Origin of the sequence: Burkholderia sp. BCC1993 (genome assembly GCF_905339865.1) — a bacterium.
Classification (GTDB): Bacteria; Pseudomonadota; Gammaproteobacteria; order Burkholderiales; family Burkholderiaceae; genus Burkholderia.
The window spans coordinates 301,284-315,004 of sequence record NZ_CAJPGZ010000007.1 but is presented as its reverse complement, the minus strand read 5'-3'; the positions used below and the strand labels follow the sequence as shown (position 1 = coordinate 315,004).

Annotated in this window: 13 protein-coding genes; 7 read left to right on the top strand and 6 right to left on the bottom strand. The window is 66.8% G+C overall.

All coding sequences use genetic code 11. The features are described 5' to 3' along the window. Positions 1 to 62: 62 nt before the first annotated feature. The 6 genes from U4Y91_RS14165 to U4Y91_RS14140 all read right to left on the bottom strand — a co-directional run bounded on the left by U4Y91_RS14165 (position 63) and on the right by U4Y91_RS14140 (position 6,501). Complete coding sequence (locus U4Y91_RS14165; protein WP_321805583.1) at positions 63 to 539, bottom strand: molybdenum cofactor biosynthesis protein MoaE; 477 nt, start codon at positions 537 to 539, stop codon at positions 63 to 65. A gap of 60 nt (positions 540 to 599) precedes the next feature. Next, complete coding sequence (moaD, locus tag U4Y91_RS14160) at positions 600 to 857, bottom strand: molybdopterin converting factor subunit 1 (RefSeq protein ID WP_321805539.1); 258 nt, start codon at positions 855 to 857, stop codon at positions 600 to 602. A 19-nt stretch (positions 858 to 876) separates the two neighbouring features. After that, positions 877 to 2,124, bottom strand: a complete 1,248-nt coding sequence (gene glp / locus U4Y91_RS14155) for a gephyrin-like molybdotransferase Glp (protein ID WP_321805538.1) — start codon at positions 2,122 to 2,124, stop codon at positions 877 to 879. Between the two features lie 289 nt (positions 2,125 to 2,413). Then, the gene (gene thrC / locus U4Y91_RS14150; protein WP_321805537.1) at positions 2,414 to 3,865 is read right to left on the bottom strand and encodes a threonine synthase; all 1,452 of its coding nucleotides are present in this window, start codon (positions 3,863 to 3,865) and stop codon (positions 2,414 to 2,416) included. A gap of 14 nt (positions 3,866 to 3,879) precedes the next feature. Continuing rightward, complete coding sequence (locus U4Y91_RS14145) at positions 3,880 to 5,208, bottom strand: homoserine dehydrogenase (RefSeq protein WP_321805536.1); 1,329 nt, start codon at positions 5,206 to 5,208, stop codon at positions 3,880 to 3,882. A gap of 54 nt (positions 5,209 to 5,262) precedes the next feature. Continuing rightward, a complete protein-coding gene (locus U4Y91_RS14140) occupies positions 5,263 to 6,501 on the bottom strand; it encodes a pyridoxal phosphate-dependent aminotransferase (protein WP_257771374.1) in 1,239 nt (412 codons plus the stop codon). Between the two features lie 314 nt (positions 6,502 to 6,815). On the opposite strand from U4Y91_RS14140, the gene U4Y91_RS14135 reads away from it, so the two are divergent. From U4Y91_RS14135 to U4Y91_RS14105, 7 genes are all read left to right on the top strand, one after another. After that, complete coding sequence (locus U4Y91_RS14135) at positions 6,816 to 7,190, top strand: Mth938-like domain-containing protein (RefSeq protein ID WP_006754746.1); 375 nt, start codon at positions 6,816 to 6,818, stop codon at positions 7,188 to 7,190. A gap of 135 nt (positions 7,191 to 7,325) precedes the next feature. Continuing rightward, positions 7,326 to 9,002: a glycosyltransferase family 39 protein gene (locus tag U4Y91_RS14130; RefSeq protein ID WP_321805535.1), complete on the top strand. Its 1,677-nt coding sequence runs from the start codon at positions 7,326 to 7,328 to the stop codon at positions 9,000 to 9,002. A 13-nt stretch (positions 9,003 to 9,015) separates the two neighbouring features. Continuing rightward, a complete protein-coding gene (locus U4Y91_RS14125; RefSeq protein WP_034188675.1) occupies positions 9,016 to 9,387 on the top strand; it encodes an SMR family transporter in 372 nt (123 codons plus the stop codon). A 139-nt stretch (positions 9,388 to 9,526) separates the two neighbouring features. Further along, positions 9,527 to 10,678: a DegT/DnrJ/EryC1/StrS aminotransferase family protein gene (locus U4Y91_RS14120; protein WP_321805534.1), complete on the top strand. Its 1,152-nt coding sequence runs from the start codon at positions 9,527 to 9,529 to the stop codon at positions 10,676 to 10,678. Between the two features lie 6 nt (positions 10,679 to 10,684). Then, a complete protein-coding gene (locus tag U4Y91_RS14115; RefSeq protein WP_321805533.1) occupies positions 10,685 to 11,722 on the top strand; it encodes a glycosyltransferase in 1,038 nt (345 codons plus the stop codon). After that, positions 11,719 to 12,666, top strand: a complete 948-nt coding sequence (locus U4Y91_RS14110) for a formyltransferase (RefSeq protein ID WP_321805532.1) — start codon at positions 11,719 to 11,721, stop codon at positions 12,664 to 12,666. Before U4Y91_RS14115 ends, U4Y91_RS14110 begins: the two co-directional genes overlap by 4 nt. After that, a complete protein-coding gene (locus U4Y91_RS14105) occupies positions 12,663 to 13,718 on the top strand; it encodes a bifunctional UDP-4-keto-pentose/UDP-xylose synthase (RefSeq protein ID WP_124486274.1) in 1,056 nt (351 codons plus the stop codon). Before U4Y91_RS14110 ends, U4Y91_RS14105 begins: the two co-directional genes overlap by 4 nt. The last annotated feature ends 3 nt before the right edge of the window (positions 13,719 to 13,721 follow it).

Below are 13,721 nucleotides of genomic sequence, written 5' to 3'. Positions count from 1 at the left end.
ATGCGCAGCGCTCGAACCCTCGAGTGCCTGCGGCACATCGCCGCACGACGCGAACGCCGCGCTCAACGCGGCGTGTTGCCCGATTCGACGCCCCAGCGCGCGAGCGCCGCATCGTCGGTACTGCGGGCATCGACCCAGCGCTCGCCGTCCGGCGTCGTTTCCTTCTTCCAGAACGGCGCCTCGGTCTTCAGGTAGTCCATCACGAATTCGCATGACGCGAACGCGTCGCCGCGATGCGACGCGACCGTCGCGACCATCACGATCTGGTCGAGCGGCAGCAGCCGGCCGACGCGATGCACGATCGCGACGTCGATCCCGGGCCAGCGCCGGCCGGCCTCGGCGGCGATCTTCTCGAGCGCCTTCTCGGTCATCCCCGGATAGTGCTCGAGCTCCATCGCGGCGACCGAATCGCCTTCGTTCAGGTCGCGCACGGTGCCGACGAAGCACGCGATCGCGCCGATCTTCGGGTTGCGCGCGCGTAATGCCGCGACTTCGGCGTTCAGGTCGAAATCGTCGGTCTGGACTCGTATCGTTGCCATCATCTGCCTCTGTCGACCAGAGTTAGCGCTTCAGCGCTCTACTCTGGTCCCATGCAAAGCTCAACCGCCCGTCACCGGCGGAAAAAACGCGACCTCGCAACCGTCGGTGAGCCGCGTATCGGGATCGGTCATCTCGTGATTGCATGCCATGCGCAACGCGCGCCCTTCGGCGAGCGTCTCGGCCCACGCGCCGCCGCGCAGGCGCAGCCAGGCGCGCACGTCGCCGACGGTCGTCACGCCGTCCGGCACGTCGGCCTGCTCGCCGGACACGCCCAGCGCCTCGCGCACGCTGGCAAAGAATTTCAGCTGAATCTTCATAGGTCGGGAAGCCGTCGTATTACGACAGCAGTTCGGAAAACGGAATGAAACGCACGGTCTCGCCCGCGCTGATCGCGTGCTGCGGCGGATTGTCGATCAGGCCGTCGCCCCAGACCGTCGATGTCAGCACCGCCGAGCTCTGGTTCGGGAACAGGTCGAGGCCGCCGGCCGCGTTGACGCGCGCGCGCAGGAATTCGTTGCGCCGGTCGCCCTTGCCTTGCGAGAAGTCCGCGCGCAGCGACAGCGCGCGCGGCGCGACGTCGCGCACGCCGGACAGGCGCAGCAGGAACGGCCGCACGAACAGCAGGAACGTGACGAAGCTCGACACGGGGTTGCCCGGCAGCCCGATGAAATGCGCGTCGGGACGCGCGTCGCCGCGGCGCACCGCGCCGAACGCGAGCGGCTTGCCCGGCTTCATCGCGATCTGCCACAGCGCGAGCCGCCCTTCGGCCTCGACAGCCGGCTTCACGTGATCCTCGTCGCCGACCGATACGCCGCCGCTCGTCAGGATCACGTCGTGATCGCGCGCGGCCTCGCGCAGCGTGTCGCGGGTCGCGGCGAGCGAGTCGGGCACGATCCCGTAGTCGGTCACGTGGCAGCCGAGCCGCTCCAGCAGCCCGCGCAGCGTGAAGCGGTTCGAGTTGTAGATCGCGCCGGGCTTCAACGGCTCGCCCGGCACCGTCAGTTCGTCGCCGGTGAAGAACACCGCGACGCGAATCCGCCGCGCAACCGACAGCTGCGCGCAGCCGACCGACGCGGCCAGCCCGAGCGCCTGCGGCGTGAGCCGCGTGCCGGCCGGCAGGATCACAGAACCCTGGCGGATGTCCGCGCCCTGCGCGGTGATCCATTCACCGGCCTTCGGCGTGTGCAGGATCTCGACCGCGTCGCCGTCGGCCGCCGTCTGCTCCTGCATCACGACGGCGTCGGCGCCGGCCGGCACCGTCGCGCCGGTGAAGATCCGCGCGGCCGTGCCCGCCGCGAGCGGCGCGGCCGGATGGCCGGCCGGAATCCGCTGCGACACCGGCAGGCGCCGCTCGCCGTGCAGCAGGTCGGCGACGCGCACCGCGTAGCCGTCCATCGCGCTCGTATGCATCGGCGGCACGTCGAGCGGCGAGCTCACGTCGGCCGCCAGCACGCGGCCGAGCGCATCGAGCGTGGCGACGGTTTCGGCGCCGGGCAGCGGCTTCGCGGCTTCGAGCAGCGCGGCGAGCGCTTCGGCGGTCGACAGCATCGGCGCGCGCGGCGCCGCGGGATTCGGGTTCGACATCGATGGAATCGGGGAAACGTTGGAGTCAATACGTCATTGTAGCGACGCCGTCGCGCCCACGCGCGATATGCCGGACATGCGGCAACTGTGATCGGCGCGAACGCGCGGCACTGGCACTTGTTTCGATTCGCGCGCCGTCGGCCGACGCGCCCGGGCGTGGCCGCCGCCCAACCAAAACAAAACGGCCGGAACCCCGATCCGTGCGACGAATCGGCATTCCGGCCGTCCTGCGCCGCCGGGCTTGCGACCCCGCGGCACGGTGCTATCCCGGTACTACCCCAATGCTACGTTACGCGCCCGTATGCGCGACGATGAAGTCCTTCACCTGCTGCGCGTCGGCCTTCACGACCTCGAAACGCTGCGGCAGCGCCTCGAGCCCGTCGAATGCGGCCGGCCGCTCGGCCTCGCGATCGAGCGCTTCGCGGATCGTCTCGCCGAACTTGATCGGCTGGGCCGTCTCGAGCACGACCATCGGCACGCCCGCGTCAAGATGCTCGCGCGCGACCTTCACGCCGTCGGCCGTGTGCGTATCGATCATCGTGTCGTAGCGCGAGAACACGTCGCGGATCGTCGCGATACGGTCCGTGTGGCTGCTGCGGCCCGACACGAAGCCGAATTCGGCCACGCGCGCGAAATCGCCGCTCGCCGCGAGATCGAAACCGCCCTTCTCCTCGACGTCGCGGAACAGCTGCATCACGCGGGCCGGATCGCGGCCGAGCAGGTCGAACACGAAGCGCTCGAAGTTCGACGCCTTCGAGATGTCCATGCTCGGGCTGCTCGTGTGATAGGTGTTTTCCGCGCTGCGCACGCGGTATGCGCCGGTGCGGAAGAACTCGTCGAGCACGTCGTTCTCGTTGGTCGCGACCACGAGCTTCGCGATCGGCAGGCCCATCATCCGCGCGATGTGACCCGCGCAGACGTTGCCGAAGTTGCCCGACGGCACCGTAAACGACACGCGCTCGTCGTTCGACGCCGTCGCCGCGAAATAGCCCTTGAAGTAGTACACGACCTGCGCGACGACGCGCGCCCAGTTGATCGAGTTGACCGTGCCGATCTTCTGCTGCGCCTTGAACGCGTGATCGTTCGAGACGGCCTTCACGATGTCCTGGCAGTCGTCGAACACGCCTTCGACCGCAAGGTTGAAGATGTTCGGATCCTGCAGGCTGAACATCTGGGCGGTCTGGAACGCGCTCATCTTCTTGTGCGGCGACAGCATGAACACGCGCACGCCTGCCTTGCCGCGCATCGCGTACTCGGCCGCGCTGCCCGTGTCGCCCGACGTCGCGCCGAGGATGTTCAGCGCTTCGCCGTGCTTCGCGAGCGTGTACTCGAACAGGTTGCCGAGCAGCTGCATCGCCATGTCCTTGAACGCGAGCGTCGGGCCGTTCGACAGTTCGAGCAGCGACAGCGCCGCGCCGCTCTCGGTGCCGAGCGTCTTCAGCGGCGTGATGTCGGACGCGTTCTCGCCGTGGCGCGTGTTGCTGTATACGGCGGCCGTATAGGTGCGGCGCGTGATCGCGCGCAGGTCGTCGGCCGGCACGTCGTCGCAGAACTTCGACAGGATCTCGAACGCGAGATCCGCGTACGGCAGCGTGCGCCAGCGCGCGAGTTCGTCGGCCGACACCTGCGGGTATTCGGCCGGCAGGTACAGCCCGCCGTCCTTCGCGAGGCCGCCGAGCAGGATGTCGGAGAACGTGTGGCGCTCGCCGATGCCGGCGCCGCGCGTGGAGATGTAGTTCATGTCGTTCCTGGTCCTCAGTTCAGCGCTTCCATGCGCAGCTTCGTCACCTTCGAGACCACCGTCGCGAGGCTCTCGATCTGCGCGATCGCCGCGTTCACGTGCTTCTCGAGCGTCTCGTGCGTGATCAGGATGATGTCGGTTTCGCCGTTCGCGTCGTCGACCTGCTCCGATTCCTTCTGCAGCAGCGCGTCGATCGAGATGCCCGTGGCGGCGAGGATGCGCGTGATGTCCGCGAGCACGCCGGTCTGGTCGGCCACGCGCAGGCGCAGGTAGTAGCCGCTCGTCACTTCCTCGATCGGCAGGATCGGCGTGTTCGACAGGCTGTCCGGCTGGAACGCGAGATGCGGCACGCGATGCTCGGGATCGGCCGTGTGCAGGCGCGTGACGTCGACGAGATCCGCGACGACCGCCGACGCGGTCGGTTCCGCGCCCGCGCCCTTGCCGTAGTACAGCGTCGTGCCGACCGCGTCGCCGTGCACGACGACCGCGTTCATCGCGCCCTCGACGTTCGCGAGCAGGCGCTTCTCCGGAATCAGCGTCGGGTGCACGCGCAGTTCAATGCCCTTTTCGGCGCGGCGCGTGATGCCGAGCAGCTTGATCCGGTAGCCGAGCTCTTCCGCGTAGCGGATGTCGGTCGCGTCGAGCTTGCTGATGCCTTCGACGTAGGCACGGTCGAACTGGACCGGCACGCCGAACGCGATCGCGCTCATGATGGTCGCCTTGTGCGCGGCGTCGACGCCTTCGATGTCGAAGGTCGGATCGGCTTCCGCATAGCCGAGCTCCTGCGCGGCCTTCAGCGCGGTCGCGAAGTCGAGGCCGCGGTCGCGCATTTCCGACAGGATGTAGTTCGTCGTGCCGTTGATGATGCCGGCGATGTACTGGATACGGTTCGCGGTCAGGCCTTCGCGCAGCGCCTTGATGATCGGGATGCCGCCGGCGACGGCCGCCTCGAACGCGACCATCACGCCCTTCTCGCGCGCGGCCTCGAAGATCTCGGTGCCGTGCACCGCGAGCAGCGCCTTGTTCGCCGTCACGACGTGCTTGCCGTTCGCGATCGCGCGCAGCACGAGCTCGCGTGCGATGCCCGTGCCGCCGATCATCTCGGCGATGATCGAGATCGACGGATCGTCGACGACCGCGTTGAAATCGTCGGTGATCTGCACGGCGCCGGCGTTACCGCCGAGCGCGGCCTGCGCCTTGGCCGGATTGCGCACGGCAATGCGCGCGATCTCGATGCCGCGCCCCGCGCGTCGCTTGATTTCTTCCTGGTTGCGGTGCAGCACCGTGAAGGTGCCGCTGCCGACGGTGCCGAAGCCCAACAGGCCAACTTTGATCGGTTCCATGCTGCGTGTGATCGATGAGTAAGAATTGAATGAATGCCCGGGGACGCTGTCCGCTCAGACCGAATGACGCTTGCGGTAGCCGTCGAGGAAGCGCGCGATCCGGTTGATCGAATCGGTCAGGTCGTCGAGGTTCGGCAGGAAGACCACGCGGAAGTGATCCGGCGCGCCCCAGTTGAAGCCCGTCCCCTGCACGAGCAGCACGCGTTCCTCGAGCAACAGGTCGAGGATGAACTGCTGGTCGTTCTGGATCGGATAAAGCTTCGGATCGAGGCGCGGGAACATGTACAGCGCGGCCTGCGGCTTCACGCAGGTCACGCCGGGAATCGACGTGAGCATGTCGTACGCGAGCTCGCGCTGCTTGAAGAGGCGCCCGCTCGGCACGATCAGCTCGTTGATGCTCTGGTAGCCGCCGAGCGCGGTCTGGATCGCGAACTGCCCGGGCACGTTCGCGCACAGGCGCATCGACGACAGGATCCCGAGGCCTTCCAGGTAATCCTTCGCGCGCCGGCGGTTGTCGCCGCCGAGGCCCGACACGGCCATCCAGCCCGCGCGGTAGCCGCACGAGCGATAGCTTTTCGACAGGCTGTTGAACGTGACGGTGATCACGTCTTCCGACAGCGAGCCCAGCGCCGTGTGCTCGAGCCCGTCGTAGACGATCTTGTCGTAGACCTCGTCGGCGAACACGATCAGCCCGTGCTGACGCGCGATCTCGAGCAGCTCGAGCAGCAATTCGTCGGAATAAAGCGCGCCGGTCGGGTTGTTCGGGTTGATCACGACGATCGCCTTGGTGTTCGGCGTGATCTTGCGGCGGATGTCGTCGAGGTCGGGCATCCACGCGTTCTGCTCGTCGCACACGTAGTGCACGGGCGTGCCGCCCGACAGGCTCACGGCGGCCGTCCACAGCGGGTAGTCGGGCGCCGGCAGCAGCACTTCGTCGCCGTCGTTCAGCAGCGCCTGGGTCGCCATCACGATCAGTTCGGACGCGCCGTTGCCGATGTAGATGTCGTCGAGGCCGACGCCCACGACACCCTTTTCCTGCGTGTAGTGCATCACGGCCTTGCGGGCCGAGAACACGCCCTTCGAATCCGAATAGCCGGACGACGCCGGCAGGTTGCGGATCATGTCCTGAATGATTTCGTCCGGCGCGTCGAAACCGAACGGCGCGAGGTTGCCGATGTTCAGCTTGATGATGCGGTGGCCTTCTTCCTCGAGGCGCTTCGCGTGCTCGAGCACCGGGCCACGGATGTCGTAGCAGACGTTGAGCAGCTTGTTCGACTTCTGAATCGGTTTCACGACGACACGGTTCCTGGGTTGGCCTTGCGGCCGGGGACGGGATCAAAACTGGAAAGCGGCTGGTCGATGCGCGCTGTCTAGACTGGGGAAAATGCGGGCAGTCGGACGCGGCTTGTGGCGACGCACGATGCAAGTGGCGCCCGGGGGCGACCAAAAAGTTATAATTTAGCGGATTTTGGCCAACTTTCGCAATGCACCATGGCCGCTCCGGGCCCGCGCCGTCAGGCGTCCCGCGTGCGGCGGTCGCGAAACGGCCGCCCGGGCCCGTGCGGCCCTTGCCAGACCCTCCCTCCACGGAACCGCGGAATACCGATTTGAAACTGCACCAGGACACGAGCGGCGCGCTCAACACCGTCACCGGCTACGGCCCCGATTATGTCGACGTCAACCTCCAACGCCACGAAGGGAGCGTCATCGTGCTGCCCGGCGCACCGGTGCGGGACTGGCCCGTGTCGTCGTTCGACGCGCTCGCGCCCGAGCATTTCGCGATGCTGCTCGACCCGGCCCCCGAACTCGTGATCTTCGGCAGCGGCGCGCGGCTGCGCTTCCCGCACCCGCGCCTCGTGGCCGCGCTGACGGCCAAGCGGATCGGCGTCGAGACGATGGATTTCCAGGCCGCCTGCCGAACTTACAACATCCTGATGGCCGAGGGCCGCAAAGTGGCCGCCGCGCTCTTAATTGAACGTTAATCCCCGATGCGGTAAAACTCGGGCCGGCACACCGGGTCGATCCCCGGATCAACACGCGGATCGGCAACCGGCAAGCCGGCCGCCGCCGGCGCAACCCGCCGGCGGCGCTTACAACAACCAACAGGCTGAAAATTCATGAACGATACGCCGTCGAGGCTACCGCTCAATCGCATCACGCTCGTCCTCCTGCTCGTCGCGCTCGCGATCGTCTGGTTCGCGCCGCTCGGGCTGCGCCACCTGATCCCGAGCGACGAAGGCCGCTACGCGGAAATGGCGCGGGAAATGTTCGTCACCGGCGACTGGATCACGCCGCGCTACAACGGCTACAAGTATTTCGAGAAGCCGCCGCTGCAGACCTGGCTGAACGCGCTGACGTTCGCCTGGTTCGGCATCGGCGAATGGCAGGCGCGCCTGTACACGGGCCTCGCCAGCTTCGCCGGCGTCCTGCTGGTCGGCTTCACGGGCGCGCGCCTGTTCAACCCGCTGTCCGGCTTGCTCGCGGCCATCGTGCTCGCGTGCTCGCCGTACTGGAACCTGATGGGCCACTTCAACGCGCTCGACATGGGGCTCGCGTTCTGGATGGCACTGTCGCTCTGCTCGCTGCTGCTCGCGCAGCGGCCCGGGCTGCCGGCGGGCGCGGTGCGCGGCTGGATGTGGGCGTGCTGGGCCGCGATGGCGTTCGCCGTGCTGTCCAAGGGCCTCGTCGGCCTGATCCTGCCCGGCGCCGTGCTGGTGCTCTATACGCTGATCGCCCGCGACTGGGCACTGTGGAAGCGGCTCTACCTGGTCAGCGGCCTCGTGATCTTCTTCGCGATCGTCACGCCGTGGTTCGTGCTCGTCCAGCAGCGCAACCCCGAGTTCTTCAATTTCTTCTTCATCGTCCAGCAGTTCCGCCGCTACCTGACCCCGGAACAGAACCGCCCGGGCCCGCTCTACTATTTCGTGCCGGTGCTGCTGGTCGGCTTCCTGCCGTGGCTGTCGGTCGCGTGGCAGAGCATCCGCCACGCGCTGCGCATGCCGCGCCAGCCGAACGGCTTCTCGCCGATGCTCGTGCTGCTGATCTGGAGCGCGTTCATCTTCCTGTTCTTCAGCACGTCGCACTCGAAGCTGATCTCGTACGTGCTGCCGGTCGCGCCGGCGCTCGCGCTGATCATCGGCGCGTACCTGCCGCTGATGAGCGCCGACCGGTTCCGCCGTCACCTGCTCGGCTACCTCGTGTTCTTCGTCGTCGCGGCGTTCGGGATCATCTTCCTCGCGTACCAGGGCGACGCCCGCACGCCGAACGCGCTGTACCGTGCGTTCCAGGTGTGGCTGTACGCGGGCCTCGCGGTCGCGGGCGCGCTGACGCTCGCGGCCGCCTGGCTGAACCGCCGCGTGGGCGTCGCGGCCGCGATCACCGCGTTCGGCGCCGCGTGGCTCGCGTTCGGCACGATCGGCGGCACCGGTCACGACGAATTCGGCCGCTACAGCTCGGGCGCGCTGCTCGCGCCCGCCGTGCGCGCCGAACTGGCGAAGCTGCCGCCCGACACGCCGTTCTACTCGATCGAGATGCTCGATCACACGTTCCCGTTCTATATGGGCCACACGACGATCATGGTCCAGCGCCAGGACGAGCTCGCATTCGGCATCTCGGTCGAGCCGGACAAGTGGGTCCCGACCGTCGACCAATGGATCGAACGCTGGAAGCAGGACACCCATGCGCTCGCGATCATGCCGCCCGGCCAGTACGACACGCTGGTCAGGCAAGGCGTGCCGATGCGCGTGATCGCGCGCGACAACCGCCGCGTGATCGTCGAGAAACCGCAATCGTAAGGACGCCCGCCGCATGAATCCCGTTTCGTTCGTCTGCATCATCACCGGCGTGATGCTCAACGCCTGTGCGCAACTTCTGCTGAAAGCCGGCGTCAACGCCGTTGGACACTTCGAATTCAGCCGTGCGAACATCCTGCCGGTCGGCCTGAAGATCGCGACCCAGCTGCCGATCATCGGCGGCCTCGGCTGCTACGTGCTGAGCGTCGTCGTCTGGATTCTCGGGCTGTCGCGCGTCGACGTGTCGATCGCCTACCCAATGCTGTCGCTCGGCTACGTGGTCAACGCGTTCGCCGCCTGGTACCTGTTCGGCGAAGTGCTGTCGGTCCAGCGGCTCGTCGGCATCGGCATCATCCTGATCGGCGTGCTCGTGCTCGCGCGCAGTTGAGCGCGTCCGGCCGGCCCGGCGGGCATTAAGCGTCCGCCTACAAAAAATCACGGTACGAATCCGGCAACCGGTGTTTAATGCCGGTTTCGGGCCGGATCGCCCGACCCCTTTATTACACGCCATTACAGGCTAAGTGTTCATGAGCCAGACTACCGCTCCGTTCCTGCCGTTCACCCGCCCCGAGATCGATGAGGAAACCATCCAGGGCGTCGTCGACGTGCTGCGCTCGGGCTGGATCACCACCGGCCCGCAGAGCCAGAAGTTCGAAGCCGCGCTGTCCGAGTACTGCGGCGGCCGTCCGGTCCGTGCGTTCAATTCGGGCACCTGCACGCTCGAGATCGGCCTGCGCATCGCGGGCGTCGGCCCCGGCGACGAGGTGATCACGACGCCGGCGTCGTGGGTGTCGACCAGCAACGTGATCCTCGAGACGGGCGCGACGCCCGTGTTCGCCGACATCGACCCCGTCACGCGCAACATCGACCTCGACAAGCTCGAGCAGGCGATCACGCCGCGCACGAAGGCGCTCATCCCGGTCTACCTGGCCGGCCTGCCGGTCGACATGGACCGCCTGTACGCGATTGCCCGCGCGCGCAACCTGCGCGTGATCGAGGACGCCGCGCAGGCGCTCGGCTCGACGTGGCAAGGCAAGCGCATCGGCGCGATCGGCGACATCGTGTCGTTCAGCTTCCACGCGAACAAGAACCTGACGACGATCGAGGGCGGCGCGCTCGTGCTGAACAACGAGGACGAGGCGACGCTCGCGCAGAAGTACCGGCTGCAGGGCATCACGCGCACCGGCTTCGACGGGATGGACTGCGACGTGCTCGGCGGCAAGTACAACCTGACCGACGTCGCCGCGCGCGTCGGCCTCGGCCAGCTGCCGCACCTCGAGCGCTTCACCGCGCAGCGCCGCGCACTCGCGCGCGCGTATTTCGCCGCGCTCGACGGCGGCCCGGCCGTGCAGCTCGGGCTCGGCCTGCCCGTCGCCGATTTCGAGAACAGCAACTGGCACATGTTCCAGGTCACGCTGCCGCTCGACCGGCTGTCGATCTCGCGCGCCGATTTCATGGCGCAGATGAAGGAGCGCGGGATCGGCACGGGCGTCCACTACCCGGCCATCCATCTTTTCACGCTGTATCGTGCACGCGGCTTCAAGGAGGGCATGTTCCCCCACGCCGAACGATACGGCGCATCGACCGTCACGCTGCCGCTCTTCACGCAGATGACGGAAGACGACGTGCGTCGCGTGGCCGACGCCATCAACCAGATTTGCGAACAATACGGAAAATAAGCGTACATGAATCACCTTGAAGCACGCGCCGGGCATCCGGGGGCCGGCCATCCGGGCGCCGCGAACCCGGAGGTATCGGTCATCATCCCCGTGTACAACGAGGAAGACGGCCTGGCTGCGCTGTTCGCGCGGCTCTACCCGGCACTCGACGCACTCGGCACGTCGTACGAAGTGATCCTGATCAACGACGGCAGCCGCGACCGCTCGGCCGCGATGCTGGCGGACCAGTTCCACGTGCGCCCCGACACGACGCGCGTCGTGCTGCTCAACGGCAACTACGGTCAGCACATGGCGATCCTCGCCGGCTTCGCGCAGTCGCGCGGCGAGATCGTCCTCACGCTCGACGCCGACCTGCAGAACCCGCCCGAGGAAATCGGCAAGCTGATCGCGAAGATGCGCGAGGGCTACGACTACGTCGGCTCGATCCGCAAGCAGCGTCAGGACAGCCTGTGGCGTCGCAAGGCATCGCAGATGATGAACCGGCTGCGCGAGCGCATCACGCGGATCAAGATGACCGACCAGGGCTGCATGCTGCGCGCGTACAGCCGCCGCATCATCGACACGATCAACGTGTGCGGCGAAGTCAACACGTTCATCCCCGCGCTGGCCTACACGTTCGCGCAGAAACCGACCGAAATAGAGGTCGCGCACGAGGAACGCTTCGCGGGCGAGTCGAAGTACTCGCTGTACAGCCTGATCCGGCTGAACTTCGACCTCGTGACGGGCTTCTCGGTCGTGCCGCTGCAGTGGCTGTCGTTCATCGGCGTGATCCTGTCGCTCGGCTCCGCCGCGCTGTTCGTGCTGCTGCTCGTGCGCCGCTTCATCGTCGGCGCGGAAGTGCAAGGCGTGTTCACGCTGTTCGCGATCACGTTCTTCCTGCTCGGCGTGATCATCTTCGCGCTCGGCCTGCTCGGCGAATACGTCGGCCGCATCTACCAGCAGGTGCGTGCACGGCCGCGCTACCTGATCCAGGCCGTGCTCGAACAGCACGACGGCATGCCGGCAGTGCCGGCTCCCGCGAGCCGCACGGGGACGTCGCAATGAAGCCGCGCGCCGTCGTCTTCGCGTATCACAACGTCGGCGTGCGCTGCCTGCAGGTGCTGCTGGCACGCGGCGTCGACGTCGCGCTCGTCGTCACGCACGAGGACAACCCGAACGAGAACATCTGGTTCGGCAGCGTCGCATCGGTGGCCGCCGAGCACGGGATCCCGGTCGTTACGCCGGCCGACCCCGCCGATCCGGCACTGCGCCGCGCGATATCCGACGCGCAGCCCGAGTTCATCTTCTCGTTCTACTACCGCCACATGCTGCCGGTGGACCTGCTCGCGATCGCGCCGCGCGGCGCGTACAACATGCACGGTTCGCTGCTGCCGAAATACCGGGGTCGGGTACCGACCAACTGGGCCGTGCTGAACGGCGAAACGGAAACCGGCGCGACGCTGCACGAGATGGCCGCGAAGCCCGATGCGGGCGCGATCATCGGCCAGACCGCCGTGCCGATCCTGCCGGACGACACGGCCGCGCAAGTGTTCGACAAGGTGACGGTCGCCGCCGAGCAGACGCTCTGGCGCGTGCTGCCCGCGCTGCTCGCGGGCGAGGCGCCGCATCTGCCGAACGAGCTTGCGAGCGGCAGCTACTACGGCGGGCGCAAGCCGGAGGACGGCCGCGTCGACTGGTCGAAGCCGGCCGCGCAGGTCTACAACCTGGTACGCGCGGTCGCGCCCCCGTATCCGGGCGCGTTCACCGACGTCGCCGGCACGCGTTTCGTGATCGCCCGCGCGCGCCTCGCGGCGCCCGGCAGCGCGCTCGCCGCGGCCGCAGCGGATTTGCCGCCCGGCCTGCACGTAAGCGATAATGCGCTATTCGGCGTCTGCGGCGACAGCCGCGCCCTATCCATTCTCGAGCTGTGGCAGCAGCGCGACGGCAGCGAAACCGTCGTGACGCCCGCGGAATTCGCGCAGTTCATTCATTCTTCCCGTCATTCATGAAAGCAAAAAAAGTCCTGATCCTGGGTGTGAACGGCTTCATCGGCCATCACCTGTCGAAGCGCATTCTTGAAACCACCGATTGGGAAGTGTTCGGCATGGACATGCAGACCGATCGGCTTGGCGACCTCGTCAACCACGAGCGGATGCACTTCTTCGAAGGCGACATCACGATCAACAAGGAGTGGGTCGAGTATCACGTGAAGAAGTGCGACGTGATCCTGCCGCTCGTCGCGATCGCGACGCCCGCGACCTACGTCCAGCAGCCGCTGCGCGTGTTCGAGCTCGACTTCGAGGCGAACCTGCCGATCGTGCGTTCGGCCGTCAAGTACGGCAAGCACCTCGTGTTCCCGTCGACCTCCGAGGTCTACGGCATGTGCTCGGACGAGCAGTTCGACCCGGACGCGTCGGCGCTCACCTACGGCCCGATCAACAAGCCGCGCTGGATCTACGCATGCTCGAAGCAGCTGATGGACCGCGTGATCTGGGGCTACGGGATGGAAGGCCTGAACTTCACGCTGTTCCGTCCGTTCAACTGGATCGGCCCGGGCCTCGACTCGATCTACACGCCGAAGGAAGGCAGCTCGCGCGTCGTCACGCAGTTCCTCGGCCACATCGTGCGCGGCGAGAACATCAGCCTCGTCGACGGCGGCTCGCAGAAGCGCGCGTTCACCGACATCGACGACGGCATCAGCGCGCTGATGAAGATCATCGACAACAAGAACGGCGTCGCATCGGGCAAGATCTACAACATCGGGAATCCGAAGAATAATTTCTCGGTTCGCGAACTCGCGCACAAGATGCTCGAACTGGCCGCCGAATATCCGGAATACGCCGGCTCCGCGAAGCAGGTGCAACTCGTCGAAACGACGTCGGGCGCCTACTACGGCAATGGCTACCAGGACGTGCAGAACCGCGTGCCGAAGATCGACAACACGATGCAGGAGCTCGCCTGGGCGCCGCAATCGACGTTCGACGACGCGCTGCGCAAGATCTTCGAAGCGTATCGCGGCCATGTCGCCGATGCGCGTGCGCTGGTCGAGCAGCAGAACTGACGG